A 22,288-nucleotide genomic window follows, 5' to 3' on the forward strand; every position below is an offset into this window, starting at 1 on the left:
CGGAACTCCGATCAGAGGAAGTGACGGCGATCAAAGGATCAGCGGCGGCCCAGGATCACGACGACCAGGGCCGGGAGGACGAGGATGATGAGGGCGATGAGGACGATCCGCAGCGCGACGTCCGGCACCAGGAACCAGATCAGCGCGGACGCGACCGCCGGGACGACGACGATGCCGGCGCGCTCGGCCCGGCCACGCCGGTAGAGCCGGCCGGAACCGCGGCGCTGCGGGGTGAGCCGGCGGGCCAGGGCGCGGCGGCGGTCGCGGCGGGCGACCCGGCGGGCCCGTGCCGCCTTCTCCTTCTCGTGGACGGCGAGCCGTTCGGCCCGTCTGCGGGCCCGTTCCTTGCTCACGCGCCCGGCAGCCCGGCGACCCAGGTACGCAGCAGCGCGAACCCGGCGTCGGCGGACTTCTCAGGATGGAACTGGGCTGCTGACAGCGGGCCGTGTTCGACCACGGCCGCGAAGGGCTCGTCGTGCGCGGCCGTGGTCACCGTGGCGCCGGCGGCCTCGAGGGCGGCGAGGTCCGAGGCGGCGTACGAGTGGACGAAGTAGAACCGGGTGTCCGGCGCCAGCCCGGCCAGCAGGACCGAGCCGGCCGGGACCGACACCGTGTTCCAGCCCATGTGCGGGATGCGGCGCGCGGTCAGCCGGGTCACCGCACCGGGCAACAGCCCCAGCCCCGGGGTCTCGACGCCGTGCTCCACACCGGACTCGAAGAGGATCTGCATGCCGACGCAGATGCCCAGCACCGGCCGGCCCGCCGCGACCCGCTCCGCGATGACCGGTCCGGCGCCCAGCTTCTCGATGCCGGCCATGCAGGCCGCGTACGCGCCGACGCCGGGCACCACCAGGCCGTCCGCCGCGGCGGCGGCCTCCAGGTCGCTGGTGACGGTCACGTCCACGCCGGTACGCGCCACGGCACGCTCCGCCGACCGCAGGTTGCCCGATCCGTAGTCCAGGACGACGACCCGGGTCATGCCGACTTCCCGGGGAACATCCAGAGCACGCCGCCGGCCAGGGCGAGCAGGGCCAGCACGGCGACGAGACCGATGGAGAACTTGGTGGCGCCCTGCTTCACCAGCGAGATGACGCCGCCGACCAGGATGCCGGCGATCATGAGCAACAGGACCGGCAGGAAGCTGCTCACAGCACACCCTTCGTGGACGGCAGCGCACCGGCGTTGCGCGGATCGATCTCGACGGCCTCGCGCAGCGCCCGGGAGAACGCCTTGAACTGCGCCTCGACGACGTGGTGGGCGTCGGGCCGGCCACCGTCGCGGGCCGCGCGCAGCACGCTGACGTGCAGGGTCACCCGGGCGGCGTGGCCGAACGACTCGAAGATGTGCCGGGTCATGCTGGTCGGATAGACCGGGCCGATGTACGGCGCCAGCTCCGGCTCGTCGTGCACCACGTACGGCCGCCCGGACAGGTCGACCGCGGCCCGGACCAGCACCTCGTCCATGGGGATGGTGGCCGAGCCGTACCGCCGGATCCCGGCCTTGTCGCCCAGCGCCCGCGCGAAGGCCTCGCCGAGCGCGAGGGCGGTGTCCTCCATGGTGTGGTGGGCGTCGATCTCGAGGTCGCCCTCGGTGCGCACGGTCAGGTCGAAACCGCCGTGCTTCGCGAGCTGGTGCAGCATGTGGTCGTAGAACCCGACGCCGGTGGAGAGCTCGGCCTCGCCGGTGCCGTCCAGGTCGATGGCGACGAGGACCTTGGTCTCGTGGGTGACGCGCTCGATGCGTGCGGTGCGGCTCACGGCAGAATCTCCTCGGCGGCGGTCAGGAAGGCGGACGTCTCGGCGGGATCGCCGGCGGTGACCCGCAGCCAGCCCGGCAGCCCCACGTCGCGGATCAGCACCCCGCGATCCAGGAACGCCTGCCAGGCCGCCTTCTGGTCGGCACCGGCGCGGAACAGCACGAAGTTGGCGTCGCTGTCGGCCACCTCGGCGCCCCGGGCGCGCAGCGCGCGGACGATCCGGTCGCGCTGCTCCTTGATCGCGTCGACGGTGGCGAGCAGCGCGTCGCGTTCGGCGAGGGCCGCGCGGGCGGCGGCCTGGGTCAGCGCCGACAGGTGGTACGGCAGGCGGACCAGCTGCACCGCGTCGACCACGGCCGGGTCGGCGGCGAGGTAGCCCAGCCGTCCACCGGCGAAGCCGAACGCCTTGCTCATCGTGCGGGTCACCACCAGCCGGGGATGCCCGGGCAGCAGCGCCAGGGCGCTCGGGGTGCCAGGGCGGGCGAACTCCGCATATGCCTCGTCGACCACGACCATGCCGGGCGCCACGCCCAGGACGGCGTCGAGGACCGCGGGGTCGAGCGCGGTACCGGTCGGGTTGTTCGGCGAGCAGAGGAACACCAGGTCGGGCCGGTGCTGCTCGATCTGGGCGACGGCGTCGGAGGCGGTGAGGCCGAAGTCCGGGCCGCGACGCGCGCCGATCCAGCGGGTGCCGGTGCCGGCGGCGAGCAGCGGGTGCATCGAGTACGACGGGCCGAAGCCGAGTGCCGAGCGCCCCGGGCCGGCGAACGCCTGCAGGAGCTGCTGCTGCACCTCGTTGGAGCCGTTGGCCGCCCACACGTGCGCGGCCGTCAGCCCGTGCCCGAGATAGCCGGCGAGGTCGGTGCGCAGGGCGACGGCGTCCCGGTCGGGGTAGCGGTTGAGGTCGCGCAGCTCGGTCTGCACCGCCTTGGCGATCGCGTCCACGACGGCGTCCGGCACCGGGTACGAGTTCTCGTTGGTGTTCAGCCGCACCGCCACGTCCAGCTGGGGCGCGCCGTACGCGGACCTGCCGCGCAGGTCGTCGCGCAGCGGCAGGTCGTCGAGGGTGGTCACGAGGCGAACCTCGCCGTCACGGCCTGTCCGTGCGCCGGCAGGTCCTCGGCGTTGGCGAGCGCCACCACGTGCGGCGCGACGTCGCGCAGCGCCGCCTCGTCGTACTCGACGACGTGGATGCCGCGCAGGAAGGACTGCACGGACAGGCCGGAGGAGTGCCGCGCGCAGCCCGCGGTGGGCAGCACGTGGTTGGACCCGGCCGCGTAGTCGCCGAGCGACACCGGCGAGTACGCCCCCACGAAGATCGCGCCGGCGTTGCGGACCCGCATCGCCCACTCGCGCGCGTCGCGGGTCTGGATCTCGAGGTGCTCGGCCGCGTAGGCGTCCACGACCGCCAGGCCGTGCGCCAGGTCGTCGACGAGGACCACGCCGGACTGGGTGCCGCCGAGCGCCTCGCGCACCCGCGCCTCGTGCTTGGTGGCCGGCACCTGCACCGCGAGCTGCGCGTCGACCGCGTCGGCGAGGGCCGGCGAGTCGGTGACCAGCACGCTGGCGGCCAGCGGGTCGTGCTCGGCCTGGCTGATCAGGTCGGCGGCGACGTGCACCGGCGAGGCCGTGTCGTCGGCCAGGATGGCGATCTCGGTCGGGCCGGCCTCGGCGTCGATGCCGACCGTGCCCTGCAGCAGCCGCTTGGCCGCGGTGACCCAGATGTTGCCCGGGCCGGTGATGATGTCGACCGGTGCGCAGCCGTCCGTCTCGTCGGCACCGGTCGAGCCGTAGCCGAGCATGGCGATCGCCTGGGCGCCGCCGGCCGCGTACACCTCGTCGACGCCGAGGAGGGCGCACGCGGCGAGCACGCGCGCGTCGGGCAGGCCGCCGTTCTCCGGCTGAGGCGGGCTGGCCACGACCAGCGAGCCGACGCCCGCCTCCTGGGCGGGCACCACGTTCATGACCACGGTGGACGGATAGACGGCGAGCCCGCCCGGGACGTAGAGGCCGACGCGGGACACCGGCACCCACCGCTCGGTCACGGTGCCGCCGGGCACGACCTGGGTGGTGACGTCGGTGCGGCGCTGGTCGGCGTGCACCTTGCGAGCGCGTTCGATCGCCACGAGCAGGGCCGCGCGCACGTCCGGGTCGAGCGTGTCGAGGGCCGCCGCGATCCGGTCCCGCGGCACGCGCAGGCGCTCCAGCCGTACGCCGTCGAACCTCTCGGTGGCCTCGCGGATCGCTGCGAAGCCATGGTGCCGGACCGCCTCCACGACGGGCCTGATCTTCTCGACCGCCTGGGAGACGTCGAGCTGGGCACGAGGCAGCAGACCGCGCGGGTCACGGCGGGCGCCGCGCAGGTCGATCCGGTTCAGCACGCGGCCAAGTCTAGGCGGCGGGGCCGGGCGGGCCCCGCGGCCGTACCAGGCAGTGGGACCGGACACTATGCGGCTTTTGTCGATCGCCGGGCAAAGATCACCGCCGCGGGACCTGCGCGGACGGCGACCAGGCCGATACGCTCGCATCGTGGGCGCGATTCTCCCGGTCTTTCCGCTGGGCACGGTGCTCTTTCCCGGCCTGGTGCTGCCCCTGCACATCTTCGAGGAGCGATACCGCACGCTCGTGCGCGACCTGGTCGCCACGACGGGCGACGAGCCGCACGAGTTCGGCGTGGTGACCTTGCGGCACGGGTCGGAGGTGCTGTCCGGCGAGGGCGACGGCGAGCCGCCGGCCGGCGAGCCGCCGGTCTCCGCCGACAACCTCTACGCCATCGGCTGCACCGCGGAGCTGCGCCAGGTGACCGAGCTGCCGGACGGGCGCTTCGACGTCGTCACCGTCGGCCGGCGGCGCTTCCGGTTGCTGAGCATCGCGGCCGATCCGCATCCCTACCTGACCGCCGAGGTCGAGTGGCTGCAGGACGAGGAGCCGGCCGACGAGACCGCGCGGCTGCTCGCGCCGCGGGTGCTGGCCGCCTTCCGCACCTACCTGGATCTGCTGCGCCCCGAGTCCGAGGTGCTCGACCAGGTGCCGGACGACCCGACCGTGCTCTCCCACCTGGTCGCGGCCACCGCCCAGCTGACCACCGACGAGCGGCAGGAGCTGCTCGCCGCACCCGACACCGCCAGCCGGCTGCGCACCGAGCTGCGGCTGCTCAACCGCGAGGCGGGTCTGCTGGCCAGGGTGCGGGCGGTGCCGGTGCCGCTGTCGGACCTGGCGCGTCCGGTGAGCCCGAACTGAACGGCACGGGCCCGGCCTGGTCCGGGTTCCCCGCCGCGGGGCCCGGGTCCGCCCCGGCGTCGTGGCCGTAGCCCGGCTTGGCGCCCGGCCGGTCCAGGTCGGGGTCGTTGGACCAGCCGGCCAGCAGCGTGGTGACGATCACCGCCGCGAACGCGGCGACCAGCAGCGCGCCGTGGGCGTGCAGATCCGGCGGGCGGCCGTAGGTGTCGCCCGCGACCGAGGTCTCCTGCCAGTCGCGCCACGCGGAGAGCCCGATCAGCCGCCCGGTCCCCCACATCGTCAGGGCCGAGGCCAGGCCGCCGAAGGTCACCCCGAGCAGCACCCCCGGCCCGCGGTCGCGGCGCAGCACCAGCCAGGCGGCGATCGCCGCCACCAGGCCGAACGAGAAGCCGATGATGGTGAACCAGCCGTCGGCCGCGATGTACTCCTCCGGCGACGGGTCACTGACCACGATCCCGTTCTGCCCGGCGTTGACCACCGGCACCGCGGGGGCCAGCCAGGACCAGAGCAGGCCGAGCGGCACGCCGATCACGGCCATCACCACGGTGGTCACGGCCGCGACCGCGACCGTACGGCGCCACGGCCGTCGCGACGGCGGCGGGAGCTCCCAGCCGGCAGGCTCCGGCATCGGTCCGTACGAAAGCTCGTGGGGCTGCGGTCCCGGCTCCGGACCGGGTGTGCCGGGAACCATCAGGCGACCGCCGACGGGCCGAGGATCATCTTCAGGTCGGCGCGCAGCGCGGGCGTCGGCGCGACCTTGAACCCGCCCAGGCGCATGACCGTCTTGCGGCTGCCGTTGAGCAGGTGGACGTGCACCTCGCTGTCCCCCGGATGGCTGACCAGGATCTCCTTGAGCTCGGAGACCAGCGGCGGCGTGCACCGGGTGATCGGCATGGTCAGGGTGATCGGCTTCGAGTCCGGGTTGTGGGTGACGTCGGGCATCGACATGTCCATCGCCATGATGCGCGGGGTGTCGTCGCGGCGGTCGACCCGGCCCTTCACCACGACGATGGCGTCCTCGGCGATGTACTGGCCGATCACCTCGTAGGTGTTGGGGAAGAAGAGCGTCTCCACCCCGCCGGCGAGGTCCTCCAGCGTGGCCGACGCCCAGGCGCGGCCCTGCTTGGTGATCCGCCGCTGCACGCCGGTGAGGATGCCGGCGAGCGTGACGACCTGCCCGTCGGGGACCGAGCCCTCCTCGTTGAGCGCCGCGATCGTGGTGTCGGCGGCGTTGGCCAGCACCTGCTCGAGGCCGGCCAGCGGATGGTCGGAGACGTAGAGGCCGAGCATCTCCCGCTCGAAGGCGAGCTTGTCACGCTTGTCCCACTCGCCGTCGGTGATGGGCGGCATCGCCACCGTGGCCGAGCTGCCCGCGTCGTCGCCGAACGCGCCGAACAGGTCGAACTGGCCGGCGGCCTCGTTGCGCTTGACGTCGGCGTACGCGTCGATCGCCTCGGCGTGCACCGCGAGCAGGCCCTTGCGGCTGTGCCCCATGGAGTCGAAGGCGCCGGCCTTGATCAGGGACTCGATCGTCTTCTTGTTGCAGGCCACCGCGTCCACCTTGGACAGGAAGTCGTAGAAGTCCTGATACTTGCCCTTCTCCTCGCGGCAGCGGGCGACCGCCTCCACCACGTTGTGCCCCACGTTGCGGATCGCGGCGAGACCGAAGCGGATGTCCCGGCCGACCGGGGTGAACGGACCGGCGGACTCGTTGACGTCGGGCGGCAGGACCTGGATGCCCATGCGCCGGCACTCGGCCAGGTACATCGCCATCTTGTCCTTGTCGTCGCCGACGCTGGTGAGCAGCCCGGCCATGTACTCCGCCGGGTAGTGCGCCTTGAGGTACGCCGTCCAGTACGACACCAGGCCGTACGCGGCCGAGTGCGCCTTGTTGAACGCATATCCGGCGAACGGCACGAGGACGTCCCACACCGCCTGGATGGCCTCGTCGCTGTAGCCGCGCTCCCGGCAGCCGTCCCGGAAGGGGATGAACTCCTTGTCGAGGATCTCCTTCTTCTTCTTGCCCATCGCCCGGCGCAGCAGGTCGGCCTGGCCCAGGCTGTAGCCGGCCAGGATCTGCGCGGCGCGCTGCACCTGCTCCTGATAGACGATCAGACCGTACGTCGGCTCCAGGATCTCCCGCAGCGGCTCCTCGAGCTCCGGGTGGATCGGGGTGATCTCCTGGAGGCCGTTCTTGCGCAGTGCGTAGTTGGTGTGCGACTCGACGCCCATCGGACCGGGCCGGTAGAGCGCCAGCACCGCGGAGATGTCCTCGAAGTTGTCCGGCTTCATCAGCCGCAGCAGCGACCGCATCGGCCCGCCGTCGAGCTGGAAGACGCCCAGGGTGTCACCGCGGGCGAGGAGCTCGTAGGCGGCCTTGTCGTCCAGCGGCAGAGCCAGCAGGTCCAGCTCCATGCCGTGGTTGAGCTGGATGTTCTTCACCGCGTCGTCGATGATCGTCAGGTTGCGCAGGCCGAGGAAGTCCATCTTCAGCAGCCCGAGCGTCTCGCACGTCGGATAGTCGAACTGCGTGATGATCACGCCGTCGGTGGCGCGGCGCATGAGCGGGATGTGGTCGATGATCGGCTCGGCGCTCATGATCACGCCGGCCGCGTGCACACCGGTCTGCCGGATCAGGCCCTCGATGCCCCGCGCGGTGTCGATCACCTTCTTGACGTCGGGGTCCTGCTCGTACAGGGCCCGGACCTCGCCGGCCTCGCCGTAGCGCTTGTGCTCCTTGTCGAAGATGCCGGAGAGCGGGATGCCCTTGCCCATCACGTCCGGCGGCAGCGCCTTGGTGATGCGGTCGCCGACCGCGAACGGATAGCCGAGCACCCGGGCCGAGTCCTTGATCGCGGCCTTCGCCTTGATCGTGCCGAACGTCGCGATCTGCGCGACCTTGTCCTCGCCCCACTTCTCGGTGACGTAGCGGATGACCTCGCCGCGCCGGCGCTCGTCGAAGTCGATGTCGACATCGGGCATGGAGACGCGCTCGGGGTTGAGGAACCGCTCGAAGATCAGGCCGTGCGGCAGCGGGTCCAGGTCGGTGATGCCCATCGCGTACGCGACCAGCGAGCCCGCCGCCGAACCGCGGCCCGGCCCCACCGCGATGCCGTTGCGCTTCGACCACTGGATGAAGTCGGCGACCACGAGGAAGTACGAGGGGAAGCCCATCTGGATGATGATCCCGAGCTCGTACTCCGCCTGCTTGATGTGCGTCTCGGGGATGCCGCCGGGGAACCGCCGCTTGAGGCCCTCGAACGCCTCGTGACGGAACCAGGACTCCTCGGTGTGCCCCTCCGGCACCGGGAAGCGGGGCATCAGGTTCTTGAACGAGAACATCCCCTCGGTGTCGACCTTCTCCGCCACGAGCAGGGTGTTGCGGCACCCTTCCAGCCAGGCGTCCGAGGAGTCGACCGCGCGCATCTGCTCGGCGGACTTGATGAAGTAGCCGCCGCCGTCGAAGCGGAAGCGGTTGGGGTCGGCGATGTTGCTGCCGGTCTGTACGCACAGCAGCACGTCGTGCGCCTCGGCCTGCGACTCGTGGGTGTAGTGCGAGTCGTTGGTGACCAGCGGAGGGATGCCGAGCCGGCGGCTGATGTCGAGCAGCCCGTCGCGGACCCGGTTCTCGATCTCGAGGCCGTGGTCCATGATCTCGAGGAAGTAGTTCTCCTTGCCGAAGATCTCCTGGTACTGCGCGGCGACCCGGTAGGCCTCCTCGTCCTGCCCCAGCCGCAACCGGGTCTGCACCGCGCCGGACGGGCAGCCGGTCGTCGCCATGATGCCCTCGGCGTGCTCGGCGATGATGTCCATGTCCATCCGGGGCCACTTGACGTAGTGGCCCTCCATGGACGCCCGGCTGCTGAGCCGGAAGAGGTTCTTCAGGCCCCGGGCGTCGCGGGCCCACATCGTCTTGTGGGTGATCGCGCCGTTACCGGAGATGTCGTCGGCCTTCTGCTCGGGACGGCCCCACTTGACCCGGGCCTTGTGCAGGCGCGACTCGGGTGCGACGTACGCCTCGATGCCGATCACCGGGGTGATCCCGGCCGCGGTGGCCTGCTGGTAGAAGTCGTACGCCCCGTGCATGTTGCCGTGGTCGGTGATCGCCACGGCGGGCATGCCGAGGCGATTCGCCTCGGTGAACAGGTCCTTCAGCCTGGCGGCGCCGTCGAGCATCGAATACTCGGTGTGCACGTGGAGGTGCACGAACGAGTCAGACACCCAGGGCCCCCTTACTCCCGCGGCGAATCCGGCCCTGAGAGCCTAGTCCTTCGCACCGCGACGGAGGCACCGGTGACACCCGGCTATTCGACGAATGGCTCGATCATCACAGCGGCGGCCCGCAGCCAGGCCTGCTTCGTCTCCGGCTGCAGCACGGAGTACTCGATGGAGGAGCCCACCTCGAGCGCCGGGTCGTAGGGCACGACGGCCACGGCGCGGGTCCGGGTGGCGAAGTGCTTGGCGAGGTCGTCGAGCAGCGGCAGCCTGCCGGGCGACGGGCACGAGATCAGCGTCACCGCGTTGGCGACGAGGTCCTCCATGCCGGTTTCGTTGAGCACGTCCAGCATCCAGTCCGCGGTGAAGGCGGCGTCCTCGCGCGGCACGGTGGTGACGACGAGCTGGTCGGCGCTGCGCATGACCGTCTGCCAGTTGACGCTCTCCACGTTGTTGCCCGTGTCCACGCAGATCACGTCGTGGGTACGCCGCAGCAGGTCCATCACCCGGCGCACGGTGCTCTGGTCGAGCCGCTGGGCGAACCGGGGGTTCTCCTCGCCCGCGAGCACGTCGTAGGACCCGTCCGAGGCGTGCCGCAGGTAGCCGTCGAAGAACTGCATCAGGTCGTTGCCGTGCATGTTCTCGATCTCGATCAGATCGCCGACCAGGTGCCGGATCGTACGGGCGTGCCGGGCGCTGCCGGCGCGCAGGCCGAGCGTGCCGCGCAGCTCGTTGTCGTCCCAGGCCAGCACGCCGCGGCCGCGGACGCTGCCGATGGTCGCCGCGGCCAGCACGGTGGCCGTGGTCTTGTGCACGCCGCCCTTGGGGTTGGCGAAGGCCAGCACCCGCGGCTTGCCCAGCAGGCGGCGCAGCACCCCGGCGGCGCGGTCCTCCGGCTCCGGGCGGGTCTGGCGCCACTCGATGCGCGCGCCCGCCGGCGAGGTCGGCGCCGGCGCACCGGCCGGCGGCGCACCGGGCGCCGACAGGGCACCGGGCGCCGGCGACAGCGGCGCCCCGAGCAGCGCTCCCGGGCCGTGCGACGGCGCCGTGGGGGCCGGCGACAGCGGCGCCCCGAGCAGCGCTGCGGGACCGTCCTGCGGCGCCGGGAAACCATGCGACGGCGCACCGGGGGCGTGCGGCGACGGGTGGTGCTGAGTCGGGTGGTGCTGCGGCGGTGCGGTCAGCGGCGGGGCGGCGGCCTGCGGCGAGCCGGCAGGCGGGCGCGGCACCGGCGGCGAGCCGGCCGGGGCCGCGCCACGGCCGTGCGGCATGCCGGAATCCGGCGCGACCCGGCCGATCGACGGGGGCACCGCGCGGGTGGCCGGGTTGAAGAAGCTGTGCGGCTCGGCGTCGGGCCGGGCGTGGAACCCCTCGCCGATGCGCGACTGGCGGCGCCCCTCGAGGGAATGGCCCGGGCGCGGGTCGGCCGGGCGCGGATCGGCCGGCAGCGGCTCGGTGGCGCCGAGGCGCTCGCCCAGGCTGGCCCGGCCGGGACGCCGGTCGAGCGGGTTGATCGGGGGCCGGCGCGGCGGCTCCGCCGGGCTGTAGCCGTTCGGCTCGCGCCCGGCCTGATCGCGCATCCGCGGATCCAGCGGGTTGTACGGCCGGCCGACCGGGCGGCTGGGCAACGGCGCCCCGCTCGCCGGGCGGCGGCCCTCCGCCTCGGCGTCCTCGGTCTCGTCACCCGTCCGGGAGGCGTGCCGGGCGCGGTCGAGCAGCGCCCGCCAACGCGGGGCTGGTTCCGCAGGCCGGCCCCAGCCGGTCTCGGTCCCGTCCACGGCTCGTCCTCCCAGCGCCTACTCGATCTCGGTGTCCTCGGCGAGCGTCACCGCCCTGCAACAGGCTACGGACGCCAACCCCCTTCGGGCCACACCTGACAGCCGCAAATGCACGAGCTGCCGGACACGTACGTCCACCGGTTCATACGGCTCACATGGCCGTCCCGGCCGACGCAGACGGAAAAATTAACGCCCGGACGCGCTCCGGGATGCTCCCGGGGCCGAGGACGGCACGCCGGGAGCCGGATTCGCGGGCGGGGCAGGGGGCACGGCTGCGCTCTCCTCCGATGCCGTGGCAGCGGGTCCGGTCTCCCGGACGGGGCCGGCGGGTGAGGCCGATGTCACACCCGCTCCGGCCGATGAGGGTAGTGGCGCGGACCCGGCGGGGGCAACAGTGACCGCCTGCGACGGCACGGACGACTCCTTGTCCTCGCGGACGGTCGTCGTCTGCTCCGGCAGCACCGGGCGGAACTCCGTGCGGTCGAGCTGGCGCACCTCCGGCGCCGGATCCACCACCCGCACCTCGGCCCGGCGGGCGACCCGCGCCAGCACGGCCGGATCGGCCCGGACGACCGCGGCGAAGACGCAGGCACAGTGCGCACGGAAGGCGGCGGCCTCCTCGGCGGCGGTCTGTGCGGCGCTGTCGTACGCCCGCCGCAGCCGCAGCTCGTCCACGCCGTCGCCGGGCAGCTCGCCGCCGAGCTTGCGGTAGTCCGCCTGCTCCTGGTCGCGGGCCAGCGCGGCGTTGAGCATGCCGGCGACCACGTCCTGCGGCATCCGGTAGACCGGGATCTTCACCACCTGGGTCCGGACCTGCGGCAGCGGTACCCGGGCGTACACCTGGGCCACCGCCGCGCCCTCCAGCACGCCGGGCAGCTTGTCCGGTCCGAGGTAGGCGGTCAGGCTCACCAGCGCCCAGGTCTCCCCGGCCGCCGGCGCCCCCGGGGCCGGGAGCAGGGCGGCGAGCTCACGGTCGCTGGAGCCCAGATAGCCCGAGACGGACTGGCCCTCGACCACGCCGACGCGGACGACGTCGCCGTCCGGCCCCGGCAGGCGGTCGGGACCGCGGTCGGTCATCGTCACGACCGCGACCAGCAGCGTGACGGCCACCGCGAGGCTCAGCCCGGTCAGCATCCACAGCCGCACCGGTCCGGCGACGGCCGGAGGCAGGCTGCGCGCCGCCGCCGGCATCATCCGGTCCCCGGGCCTCATGGGCGTGTCCTCCTCGGTGCGGAGGTCGTCAGCTCGCGTCGCGGAGCACGTCCAGCGCGTGCCCCAGATCCTCAGGGTAGTCGCTGACGAAGCGAACCTCATCGTGCGTACGGGGGTGGACGAAGCCGAGCTCACGGGCGTGCAGCCACTGGCGGCCCAGCCGCAGGCGGGCGGCGAGGGTCGGGTCGGCGCCGTAGGTGAGGTCGCCCACGCACGGGTGCCGCATGGCCGAGAAGTGCACGCGGATCTGGTGGGTGCGCCCGGTCTCCAGCTTCACGTCGACCAGGCTCGCGGAGCGGAACGCCTCCAGCGTGTCGTAGTGGGTCACGCTGGGCTTGCCCCCGGACATGACCGCGTACTTGTAGTCGGCGGTGGGATGCCGGTCGATCGGGGCGTCGATCGTGCCGCGCAGCGGGTCGAGGTGGCCCTGCACGACGGCGTGGTAGCGCTTGTCGACCTCGCGCTCCTTGAAGGCGCGCTTCAGCACGCTGTACGCCGTCTCGCTCTTCGCCACGACCATGAGCCCGGTGGTGCCGACGTCGAGGCGGTGCACCACGCCCTGGCGCTCCGCGGCGCCGCTGGTGGCGACGTTCTGCCCCATCGCGGCGAGGCCGCCGATCACGGTCGGGCCGGTCCAGCCCGGGCTGGGGTGCGCCGCCACGCCGACCGGCTTGTCGACCACGACGATGTCGTCGTCGCTGTAGACGATGCCCATCCCGTGCACCGGCTCGGCCACGACCGCGGGCGCGGTGACCGGCGCGGGCAGGGTGACCTCGAGCCATGCGCCCGCGCTGACCTTGTCGGACTTGGGTCGCGGCACGCCGTCGACCAGGGCGTCGCCGGCCTCGACCAGCGTGGCGGCGGCCGTACGGGACAGCCCGAACAGCCGGGAGACGGCCTGGTCCAGGCGCATGCCGTCCAGACCGTCGGGTACGGGCAGGGAACGCGCGGTCATGCTGTGGTCTTCTCTCCCGGTTCGTCGCTGGCGGTCGCACGCTTGGTCAACCGGGTGCCGTCGCGCTGGCGGCCGGTCAGCTCCAGCAGGACGGCGAGCACGACCCCCACGCTCAGGCAACTGTCGGCGATGTTGAACACCGCGAAGTGCTCACCGTACGGCCCGAAGAGGCTGATCATGTCGACGACGTGCCCCTGGAACACCCCGGGGGCCCGGAACAGTCGGTCGCCGAGGTTGCCCAGCGCGCCGCCGAGCACCAGGCCGAGCGCCACCGCCCACGGCACCGAGCGCAGCCGCAGGGTCATCCACCCGATCCAGCCCACCACGGCGAGCGTGACCAGCGGGAACACCCAGGTGTACCCGCTGCCCAGGCTGAAGGCGGCGCCGCTGTTGCGCAACAGGGACAGGTGCACGAGGCCGCCGAGGATCCGCACCGGCTGGCCCTCGGTCAGCCCGTTGGTGGAGAGTTCCTTGGTGAGCTGGTCGAGCACCACGCCGAGCAGCGCGGTGGCGCCGAGGACGACCACGGCCTTGCGCCGCATCCCGGAGGGGGCCGGCGCCACCTCGGCGCCGCCCGGCTCCGGGGCGGGGCCGGCTGACCTGCCGGCGCCGCCCGGCTCCACACCGGGACCGGCTGACTTGTCGGCGTTCAGCGTCGTTCCTCCAGCTGCTTGCACGTCACGCACCGGGTCGCGACCGGGAACGCCGCCAGCCGCTCGACCGGGATGGCGTTGCCGCACCGCTCGCACCAACCGTAGTTGCCCTCGCCGAGGCGCTCGAGGGCGCGTTCCACCTGGTTGATGCGCTCCAGCAGATTGTTGGCCAGGGTGATCTCCTGCTCCCGCTCGAACGTCTTCGTGCCGGTGTCCGCCTGGTCGTCCCCGGCGGAGTCGGCGAGCCGTTCCCGCTGCAGCTCGGTGATCTCGGTGAGCGACTGGTCGTACTCGGCCTGCAGCTCGTCGCGGCGCTCGACCAGCGCGGCGCGGATCTTCTCGGTCTCCGCCGCGCTGCGGGACCGCTCGGGCGCCGCCTTCTCGGTTGCCTTGGCCATCGTCGCTCCCCTGAGCCGCGCGGGGCGCGGCGAAATCGGCGGTGTCGGTGAAATGCAGGATGCGGTCGCCCACCGCCCCGCGTGTCGTCGGGCCACCTCCGCGCGACGGGTCACGCCCCCGCGCGACCCGGTGCACGGCCCCCACGTGCACGAAAGGCGCGGCCGACTCTGCCGCGCACCCCGGAGGCTCGCAAGGATACGGAACGTGAAGAGCAGCGACAACATGGCGCACCGATCCGGCCAACCGTCAAATGCTGATGAAACGCCCACGCCGAGGGTCGGATTCCCGACGCTGAGGTCACCGTCCGCCCGCCCGCTCGGCGCCGTCCTCGCCGAACCAGCGGGCCAGCCGTCCCCGGCGGCTGACCGCGCGCAGCCGGCGCTCGGCGGTGTCGCGGACCTCCGCCGTCGTGACGATCAGCATGCTGTCGCCCGTACGCAACCGGGTGTCCGGACCCGGCACGAAGCCGGCGCCGTCGCGGACGACCAGCGTGACGCTGGCGCCCACCGGCAGCCGGAGCTCGTCGATGTGCACCCCCGCGAGCCGCGACCCGGGCGCCACGTCGAGCTGGAGCAGGTCGGCGCGCATCCGCTCCAGCGGCGCCGTCTCGACGTGGATCTCCGCCGCCTCGTCCGGCGCCGTGACCCCCAGCCGGCGCGCGGCCGGGGCGAGCGTCCCGGCCTGCACCAGCGTGAAGATGATCACTAGCAGGAAGACGGCGTTGAAGAGGCCGTCCGCGCCCGGGGCGGCGCTGGAGAGCGGGATGGTCGCCAGCACGATCGGCACCGCGCCGCGCAGCCCGGCCCAGGAGAGGAAGGCCTGGCCGCGCCAGCCGAGCCGCCCGGCGCTGCGGGTCGCGAGCGCCGAGACGCCGACCGACAGCGGTCGCGCGAGCAGCACGAGCACGCTTCCGACGACGAGCGCCGGTACCAGCGCGGCGGGCAGCTCGCCGGGTGACACCAGCAGGCCCAGCAGGACGAAGAGGCCGATCTGCGCGAGCCAGGCGAGCCCGTCGGCGAACCCGAGGATGGACCGCCGGTGCGGCAGCCGCGCGTTGCCCAGCACCACCCCGGCCACGTAGACGGCGAGGAAGCCGGAGGCGTGCGCGACGGCACCGGCCGCGTAGGCCAGCACGGTCAGGCCCACCGCCGCGATCGGATAGAGCCCGGCCGACGGCAGCGCGGCGTGCCGCAGCAGCCACCGTCCCGCCAGGCCGACGCTGACCCCGACCGCGGCGCCGGCGACGAGCTCGAAGGCGACGACGAGCAGCTCGTACCACCACGGGTGGGTGAACCCGGCGGTGGAGAGCAGCACCACGAGCAGCACGACCGGGGCGTCGTTCATGCCGGACTCGGCCTCGAGCGTCGCGACCAGCCGGGGCGGCAGCCGCAGCCGGCGCAGCGTGGCGAAGACCGCCGCGGCGTCGGTCGACGACAGCACGGCGCCGTAGAGCAGGGCGAGCCGCCAGTCGATCCCGAGCACCCAGTGCACGACGGCGCCGACGACCGCGATGCTGACGGCCACCCCCAGGGTGGCCAGGACCGCGGACAGGCCCAGCACCGGACGCAGGGTGCTCCAGCGCGCGGTCAGCCCGCCCTCGGCGATGATCATGATCAGGGCGCAGAAGCCGAGCGTACGGGTGAGCTCGGCGTCGTCGAACCGGATCCCGATCCCGGCCTCGCCGAGCGCCATCCCGATGAGCAGATAGACGAGGAGGCTGGGCACCCCCATCCGGGTCGACAGCCGGACCGCGGCGACCGCGACGAGCAGGACGGCGGCCCCGACGAGCAGGGCGAGGTCCAGCCCGCCGCTCATGCGGTCCCGTCGCGAGCGGCCCCGCCCCGGGCGGTCGCGTCACCAGCAGCCTCGTCCCGCAGGTGCGCGAGCCGCGGGCCGACGTCCCCGGCGACCGTGAAGACCTTGTCCCGGCTGGTGGCACCGATCTTGAGGGTCACGGCGGCGGGACGGACGCCCAGGGCCTCGGCCAGCGCCCGCCGGACCGCCTCGGTGGCCTTGCCGTCCACCGCCGGTGCCGCGACGGCGACGATCAGGGCCGGACCGTGCGGGCCGTCGTACCGGCCGCCGACCCGGTTCCGCCCGGCGCCGGGACGTACCCGCACCGCGACCGAGGAGTCGACCGGCCCGGCCCCGGCCCGGGACGCCCGCGCCGGGGCCGGGGCACCGGTCTCGGTGGAGGACACGCGCCGCTTGGCCATGCCCCATTGTGCCGATCTTCGCAGCCGCGCCGAAGCGGGGTCGGCCGACAGCCCACCGTGACCCCGTTCCCGGGCTCAGGCCCCGACGGTCAGTGCCGCAGAGCGGCCGCGACCAGGCGGTCGACCGGCCGGCACTGGCCGCACGGGCTGAAGCCGAGCTCGACCGCCTCCGCCACCGGCAGCGCCTCGGTCTGCCGGGCGCTCAGGTGCGGGCAGTCCGCCAGGTGGTAGCGCGGCCGTCCGTCCACGACCACCACCTCGGCGTCGAGTCGCGCCACCCGCACCGCGTCGGCGGGCCGGACCCGCTGCGGCAGCGGTTCGTCGTCCGGATCGTCGGGGTCCGGGTCTCCGAACTCGTCCGCCGATACGGACGCGCCGCGGCCGGACCAGGCCGGCTCGTCCCGCGGCCCGGCCTCGGACCAGGCCGGCTCCTCCCGCGGCCCGGCCTCGGACCAGGCCGGCTCCTCCCGCGGCCCGGCCTCGGACCACGCCGGCTCCTCCCGCGGCCCGGCCTCGGACCACGCCGGCTCCTCCCGCGGCCCGGCCTCGGACCACGCCGGCTCCTCCCGCGGCCCGCCCTCGGACCACGCCGGCTCCGATGGGGGATCGCCGGCGGGTGCGGCCTCGGAGGCACGGCGCCACGAGTCGTCGTCCTCCGCGCGGGCTCCGCCGATCATCGACGATGCCTGGTCGTAGTCCCCGGCGGCACGGTCCGCGTCCGGACCCGAGTGCGGGGCGCGGGCCGCGCCCGAGTGCGGGGCCCGGAGCCCGCCCGAGCCGGTCGGCCCCTCGGCGCGGGCCGTGCCGAGGCCGGCCTGCTCCTCGCCGTCGTGCTCGAGGCGCTGGGTCACGTCGGGGCCGGGCCCGCCGGCCGCCGTCCGGGACCGGTCCGCGAGGATCGCCTCGGTGTCGCGCTGACCCGCGGCACGGGCGGCGGCGCGGTCCGGTTCGCTGTCGGAGGCGACAGCGCCGTCCCGGGCCGGATCATGGTCCTCGCGGGATTGGCCCGGCGAGAGCTCCGCACCCTCGTCCGGAGTGTCCGCAGGCGACGGACCGGAGGCGGACGGGCCCGCCTCCCCGAAGCCGGCCCGCCTCACCGGCAGGTCGGCCTCGGCGAAGGCCGCTGCCATGGCGGAGCCACCCGGGCTCGCGGAGGCGGCCTGCCCCGCACGGACGCCGGGCTCGCCGCGGACGGCGGAAACGCGCTCTGCGCGCCCAGGGGGAACCGGCTCACCGCGGGCGGCGGAGGCGGGCTCGCCATGAGGCGGAACGGGCTCGCCGCGGGCGGCGGAGGCGGGCTCGCCACGAGCCGCAACCGGCTCGCCGCGGAGGGCGGAAGCGGTGGTGGACGGGGGGTCTTCCAGGTCGGCGGGGAGGGGTTCGCCGACGGCGCGACGGCCGGCCGAGGCCTGGCGGGCGCCGATGACCAGGGCCACCGCGGCCAGCAGGCTGGCGACGATGGAGCCGATCAGCAGAGTGCTCGAACCACCGGCCAGGCCGAGGACGAGCAGAACCACAGCGACGAGGATGAGCAGCAGACTTGCAACGATCATGGCTCATCCCCGCCGCAGTGGATACGTCGTTCAGGGGTGACGCAGGGGGTCAGCGGCCCGTCTCGATCGACGTGGCGCGGCTGCCGCCGTACGAGCCGGCGAGGCCGGCCGCGGCGAGACCGCCCGAGCCGCCGACCGTGCGGTTGGCGTCGGCGCGGGTCATCTCCGCCTCCAGGCCCTGGCCACGGCCGTCGAGGTCGCGCAGCTGGCTCTCGAGGTAGGCCTTCAGCCGCGTGCGGTACTCCCGCTCGAACTGCTTGAGCTCCTCGATGTGCTTCTGCAGCGCGGACCGCTTGGCGTCCAGGCCGCCCATGGCCTCCTGGTGACGCTGGCGCGCGTCCCGCTCGAGGGCGTCCGCCTTGGCGCGGGCCTCGCGGGTGACCTCCTCCGCCTTGGAGCGGGCGTCGGAGAGAAGCTTGTCGGCCTCGCGGCGCGCGTCCGACACGTGGTCGTCGGCGGTGCGCTGGGCCATCATGAGGACGCGCAGCGCCTGCTGCTCGCCGTCGCCGCTGCCCGACGACGACGGGGCGCCGACGGGGCCCTGGGCACGGACCTGCTCGAGCTCGGCCTGCATCTGCCGCGCCGCCTGCTCGGCCGCCGTCTTGTCGCGCTGGACGCGGTCGAGCTGCGCCTTCATGTCGTTGAGCTCGGCCGCGAGGCGCGGGTCGGCGCTCGGGCCGGCCGGTGCGCCACCCCGTCCGCCGCGCTCCACCTGGGCACGCAGCTCGTTGTTCTCCTCGATCAGACGGGCGAGTTCACGCTCGACCTCGTCAAGGAAGGCGTCGACCTCCTCCTCGTCATACCCCCGCTTGCCGATCGGGGGCTTCTTGAAGGCGACGTTGTGCACGTCCGCCGGGGTCAGCGGCATCGAAACTCCTCGGGTCAGTTGCGGCCGCGTGGGGAGCAGCCGATCGCCGGCGTCCGCGGTCAGGCGAACGCGATGATCAGACGCTCTAACACGAATCTCAAAAGCACGAACAGGATAACCAGCAGGACCAGGGACGCCAGGTCCAAGCTCACGGTACCAATTCGAAGCGGTGGGATCACACGCCTCAACGCCCTGAGGGGTGGATCAGTGACGCTCCACACCGATTCCAATGCCGCCGACGCACCCCGTCCGGGCTGCCATCTCCGCCCATACTGCAGCACTGCACCCAGTACGAACCGGGCCAGCAGGGTCAGGAAGAACACATAGACCAACAGATAGATGATCTGAAACACGATCGACAGCACGTCAGGCGGGTCCCTCGTTAGGGGTCAACTCTGGGTGAAGAAGCCGCCCTCAGCGATCTTGGCCTTGTCCTCCGCGGTGACCTGGACGTTGGCCGGCGAGAGCAGGAAAACCCGGTTGGTCACGCGCTCGATCGTACCGCGAAGACCGAAGGCGAGCCCGGCGGCGAAGTCGACCAGGCGGCGGGCGTCGCCCTCATCCATCTCGGTGAGATTGATGATCACCGGCACGCCGTCGCGGAAGTGCTCGCCGATCGTGCGGGCCTCCCGGTACGTCGTCGGGTGCAGGGTGGTGATCTGGTACCGCTGCTCGTCCTCGGCCGGGCGCTGGTGCACCTGGGTCTGCGGCGCGAGGGCCAGATTGTCGCGGGTGGAGTAGCTCAGCGCACCGGAGGGCTCGCTCACCGATGCGGACGGACGGGTGATCGAGCGCACACTGCCCCGCTCGGCACGCTCGTGCTCCTCGCGGTCGAGTGCCGCCGCGGCCCGCTCCAGCCGGCCGCTCCCCCGCTCGGACGCGCGGGCCCGTGGCAGCGACGGTGCGTCGTCGACGTCGTCCTCGTCGTCGGCGTACTCGTCGGCGTAGCGGTAGCCGGAGTCGCGTTCCCGGTCCCGATCCCGGTCGCGATCCCGCTCGCGGTAGCCGCTGTCGCGGTATCCACGGTCGTCGTACTGGTCGTCCTCCTCGACCAGGCCCAGCCACACGCCGGCCTTGCGCAGCGCGCTCATGCCATCACCAGACCCTGCTCGGCGCCGAACCGCTCGTCCATGCCCCCCACCTCCATCCGTGTGCGGCCCGCGCCCCCAGGCGTGCCGCTTCCCCCCTTGCACGGATTCCGTGATCTTCAAACCTTCGGACCCCGGCGCCCGCTCACGACGCTGCGTCGTCGGACGCTCCGCCGGCGAGCACGTCGCGCGTAAACAACACGTATGTAGTTTGCTGCCCGCCGCAAGGCTACCGCAGCGTGTTTCGCATCCCGAGTAAAGATGTGCCGATCCGCACGTGTGTCGCTCCGTGCCGGACGGCCTCCTCGAGATCGCCGCTCATGCCCGCCGACAGCACCGTCGCGTCCGGATGATCGGCCCGCAGCCGGGCGGCGGTCGCCGCCAGCGCCGCGAACGCCCGCGCCGGTTCCCAGTCCCGCGGCGCGACCGCCATCAGGCCGCGCAACCGCAGTATCTCGGCGGATGCCAGGACGTCCGCGATCCGCCACAGGTCCCGCTCCGGATCGGCGAAAGCCGCGGACGACGCCTCCGGGAAGGCACCGGACGGCGAGCGGCCGGCGGCCGGGTCGACCGCGCCGCCGCGGGCCGGGTCGCCGTCGATGCTGACCTGGATCAGCACGTCGAGCGGCCGGTCCCGGTGCTTGGTCGCGGCGGCGTCCAGAGCGGACGCCAGCCGCAGCGAGCCGACCGACTCGACCACGTCGGCGTAGCGCACCACCGAGGCGGCCTTGTTGCGCTGCAACTGCCCGACGAAGTGCCACCGGACCGAGGTGCCCGCCGCGGCGACCGCGGCCGCCTTCGCCGCGGCCTCCTGGTCCTTGTTCTCCCCGACGTCGGTGACGCCGAGCTCGGCCAGCAGGACGACGTCGGCGGCCGGGTACGTCTTGGTGACGGCGACCAGTTCCACGCCGCCCGGGTCGCGGCCGGCCGCCGTGCAGGCGCGCGCGATCCGCTCGCGCACCTCGGCGAGCGAGGCGGCCAGCTCGTCCCGGCGTGCCTGCTCCGGCAAGCCGTCAGGAACCGTTCTTGAGGAAGTCCGGCACATCGACGTCATCGAAGAGCACCCGGCGCGGCGGCGGGGTGGTCGCGGCCGCGGGCGGCGGCGTCACCGCCGCCGGGCTGACCGGCGCGGGCACGCTGGGCGTCACCGCGGGCGGCGCCGTCGGCTGCTGCACCACCTTGCGGGCCGGCTCGGTCGGCTTGTACGACGGCGTCCCCCCGTCGAAGCCGGCGGCGATCACGGTGACCCGCACCTCGTCGCCGAGCGCGTCGTCGATGACGGCGCCGAAGATGATGTTGGCGTCCGGGTGCGCCGCGTCGGTGACCAGCTGCGCCGCGTCGTTGATCTCGAAGAGACCGAGGTCCGAGCCGCCGGCGATGGAGAGCAGCACGCCGCGCGCGCCGTCCATGCTCTGCTCCAGCAGCGGGCTGGAGATGGCCTTCTCGGCGGCCTCGACCGCGCGGTTGTCCCCGCGGGCGCTGCCGATGCCCATGAGGGCGCTGCCGGCGCCGCTCATGACGCTCTTGACGTCGGCGAAGTCCAGGTTGATCAGGCCCGGCGTGGTGATCAGGTCGGTGATGCCCTGCACGCCGGAGAGCAGCACCTGGTCGGCCTGGCGGAAGGCGTCCATCATGCTGATGCCGCGGTCGCCGAGTGCGAGTAGCCGGTCGTTCGGGATCACGATCAGCGTGTCGCACTGGTTGCGCAGCTCGTCGATGCCGGACTCGGCCTGCACCTGGCGGCGCTTGCCCTCGAACGAGAACGGCCGGGTCACCACGCCGATGGTCAGCGCGCCGAGCTTGCGGGCGATGTTCGCGACCACGGGCGCCCCGCCCGTGCCCGTGCCGCCGCCCTCGCCGCAGGTCACGAAGACCATGTCGGCCCCCTTGAGGACCTCCTCGATCTCGTCGCGGTGGTCCTCGGCGGCGTTCTTGCCGACCTCGGGCTGCGCACCGGCGCCGAGCCCGCGGGTCAGTTCGCGGCCGACGTCGAGCTTGACGTCGGCATCGGACATCAGCAGCGCCTGGGCATCGGTGTTGATCGCGATGAACTCGACTCCCTTGAGCCCTACCTCGATCATGCGGTTCACGGCGTTGACGCCACCGCCACCGATGCCGACGACCTTGATGACCGCAAGATAGTTGTGCGGAGGTGTCATCGGGCTCAGCCTTCCCTTCCAGGGTTGGCGGACGTCGAGGCCCCAGCGGTCCGGCCAAGAACCGCCATCGACGTCCGCTCCGTACAAGGGAGGGCGAGGAAACCCTCACCCTCTACTAGAGGCTTAGTGTTATGTCAACTACTGAACCTCTCGGGGCAACGTAAGCGGACGTGTCGCCCGATCCAAGGACCAACGC

The 22,288-nt window shown here is 73.2% G+C and carries 22 protein-coding genes; 1 reads left to right on the plus strand and 21 read right to left on the minus strand.

The window, feature by feature from the left end:
- Positions 1–38 precede the first annotated feature (38 nt).
- From IEY99_RS10365 to hisD, 6 genes are read right to left on the minus strand one after another with little or no spacing between them, the layout of a single operon-like run.
- A complete protein-coding gene (locus IEY99_RS10365; protein WP_189201768.1) occupies positions 39–353 on the minus strand; it encodes a hypothetical protein in 315 nt (104 codons plus the stop codon).
- Positions 350–979: an imidazole glycerol phosphate synthase subunit HisH gene (gene hisH, locus IEY99_RS10370; protein WP_189201769.1), complete on the minus strand. Its 630-nt coding sequence runs from the start codon at positions 977–979 to the stop codon at positions 350–352. The genes IEY99_RS10365 and hisH overlap by 4 nt, the downstream gene beginning before the upstream one ends.
- Positions 976–1,119, minus strand: coding sequence for a CG2302 family histidine operon protein (locus IEY99_RS10375; protein WP_505661153.1), 144 nt, complete (start codon positions 1,117–1,119; stop codon positions 976–978). The genes hisH and IEY99_RS10375 overlap by 4 nt, the downstream gene beginning before the upstream one ends.
- A 26-nt stretch (positions 1,120–1,145) precedes the next feature.
- Positions 1,146–1,757: an imidazoleglycerol-phosphate dehydratase HisB gene (gene hisB, locus IEY99_RS10380; protein ID WP_189201771.1), complete on the minus strand. Its 612-nt coding sequence runs from the start codon at positions 1,755–1,757 to the stop codon at positions 1,146–1,148.
- Positions 1,754–2,830 (minus strand): histidinol-phosphate transaminase, encoded by a 1,077-nt coding sequence (locus IEY99_RS10385; protein ID WP_189201773.1) that lies wholly within the window; start codon positions 2,828–2,830, stop codon positions 1,754–1,756. The genes hisB and IEY99_RS10385 overlap by 4 nt, the downstream gene beginning before the upstream one ends.
- A complete protein-coding gene (hisD, locus tag IEY99_RS10390; protein ID WP_189201776.1) occupies positions 2,827–4,137 on the minus strand; it encodes a histidinol dehydrogenase in 1,311 nt (436 codons plus the stop codon). The genes IEY99_RS10385 and hisD overlap by 4 nt, the downstream gene beginning before the upstream one ends.
- A gap of 148 nt (positions 4,138–4,285) precedes the next feature.
- Here hisD and IEY99_RS10395 point away from each other — a divergent pair, with 148 nt between their 5' ends.
- Positions 4,286–4,996 (plus strand): LON peptidase substrate-binding domain-containing protein, encoded by a 711-nt coding sequence (locus IEY99_RS10395; RefSeq protein ID WP_189201778.1) that lies wholly within the window; start codon positions 4,286–4,288, stop codon positions 4,994–4,996.
- Here the strand turns inward: IEY99_RS10395 and IEY99_RS10400 are convergent.
- The 15 genes from IEY99_RS10400 to ftsZ form a co-directional block, all read right to left on the minus strand.
- A complete protein-coding gene (locus tag IEY99_RS10400) occupies positions 4,911–5,624 on the minus strand; it encodes a hypothetical protein (protein WP_189201780.1) in 714 nt (237 codons plus the stop codon). The two genes, IEY99_RS10395 and IEY99_RS10400, sit on opposite strands and share 86 nt — an antisense overlap.
- A 62-nt stretch (positions 5,625–5,686) precedes the next feature.
- Positions 5,687–9,217 carry a DNA polymerase III subunit alpha gene (gene dnaE / locus IEY99_RS10405; RefSeq protein ID WP_189201782.1) on the minus strand — a complete coding sequence of 1,177 codons (3,531 nt, stop codon included), beginning with the start codon at positions 9,215–9,217 and terminating at the stop codon, positions 5,687–5,689.
- 83 nt (positions 9,218–9,300) lie between these two features.
- Positions 9,301–10,989 carry a MinD/ParA family ATP-binding protein gene (locus IEY99_RS10410; RefSeq protein ID WP_189201784.1) on the minus strand — a complete coding sequence of 563 codons (1,689 nt, stop codon included), beginning with the start codon at positions 10,987–10,989 and terminating at the stop codon, positions 9,301–9,303.
- A 186-nt stretch (positions 10,990–11,175) separates the two neighbouring features.
- Positions 11,176–12,201 carry a hypothetical protein gene (locus tag IEY99_RS10415; protein ID WP_189201786.1) on the minus strand — a complete coding sequence of 342 codons (1,026 nt, stop codon included), beginning with the start codon at positions 12,199–12,201 and terminating at the stop codon, positions 11,176–11,178.
- A gap of 28 nt (positions 12,202–12,229) precedes the next feature.
- On the minus strand, positions 12,230–13,156 hold the full coding sequence (locus IEY99_RS10420) for an RluA family pseudouridine synthase (protein ID WP_189201788.1): 927 nt from the start codon (positions 13,154–13,156) through the stop codon (positions 12,230–12,232).
- Positions 13,153–13,833 carry a signal peptidase II gene (lspA, locus tag IEY99_RS10425; RefSeq protein ID WP_373293314.1) on the minus strand — a complete coding sequence of 227 codons (681 nt, stop codon included), beginning with the start codon at positions 13,831–13,833 and terminating at the stop codon, positions 13,153–13,155. The genes IEY99_RS10420 and lspA overlap by 4 nt, the downstream gene beginning before the upstream one ends.
- Positions 13,806–14,207, minus strand: a complete 402-nt coding sequence (locus IEY99_RS10430) for a TraR/DksA family transcriptional regulator (protein WP_189201790.1) — start codon at positions 14,205–14,207, stop codon at positions 13,806–13,808. The genes lspA and IEY99_RS10430 overlap by 28 nt, the downstream gene beginning before the upstream one ends.
- Positions 14,208–14,505: 298 nt before the next feature.
- On the minus strand, positions 14,506–16,023 hold the full coding sequence (locus tag IEY99_RS10435; protein ID WP_189201792.1) for a potassium/proton antiporter: 1,518 nt from the start codon (positions 16,021–16,023) through the stop codon (positions 14,506–14,508).
- Positions 16,020–16,424 carry a DUF167 domain-containing protein gene (locus IEY99_RS10440; RefSeq protein ID WP_373293315.1) on the minus strand — a complete coding sequence of 135 codons (405 nt, stop codon included), beginning with the start codon at positions 16,422–16,424 and terminating at the stop codon, positions 16,020–16,022. The genes IEY99_RS10435 and IEY99_RS10440 overlap by 4 nt, the downstream gene beginning before the upstream one ends.
- Positions 16,425–16,513: 89 nt before the next feature.
- Positions 16,514–17,977, minus strand: coding sequence for a hypothetical protein (locus tag IEY99_RS35250; RefSeq protein WP_189202233.1), 1,464 nt, complete (start codon positions 17,975–17,977; stop codon positions 16,514–16,516).
- Between the two features lie 49 nt (positions 17,978–18,026).
- Positions 18,027–18,845: a DivIVA domain-containing protein gene (locus IEY99_RS10450; protein ID WP_189201794.1), complete on the minus strand. Its 819-nt coding sequence runs from the start codon at positions 18,843–18,845 to the stop codon at positions 18,027–18,029.
- Positions 18,846–18,904: 59 nt separating this feature from the next.
- A complete protein-coding gene (locus IEY99_RS10455) occupies positions 18,905–19,210 on the minus strand; it encodes a YggT family protein (RefSeq protein ID WP_189201796.1) in 306 nt (101 codons plus the stop codon).
- A 24-nt stretch (positions 19,211–19,234) separates the two neighbouring features.
- A complete protein-coding gene (locus IEY99_RS10460) occupies positions 19,235–19,936 on the minus strand; it encodes a cell division protein SepF (RefSeq protein WP_189201798.1) in 702 nt (233 codons plus the stop codon).
- Between the two features lie 226 nt (positions 19,937–20,162).
- Complete coding sequence (locus tag IEY99_RS10465; protein ID WP_229798436.1) at positions 20,163–20,942, minus strand: YggS family pyridoxal phosphate enzyme; 780 nt, start codon at positions 20,940–20,942, stop codon at positions 20,163–20,165.
- Between the two features lie 4 nt (positions 20,943–20,946).
- Positions 20,947–22,092, minus strand: a complete 1,146-nt coding sequence (gene ftsZ, locus IEY99_RS10470) for a cell division protein FtsZ (RefSeq protein ID WP_189201802.1) — start codon at positions 22,090–22,092, stop codon at positions 20,947–20,949.
- Between the last annotated feature and the right edge of the window lie 196 nt (positions 22,093–22,288).

Origin of the sequence: Couchioplanes azureus, from assembly GCF_014648355.1 — a bacterium.
Classification (GTDB): Bacteria; Actinomycetota; Actinomycetes; order Mycobacteriales; family Micromonosporaceae; genus Actinoplanes; species Actinoplanes azureus.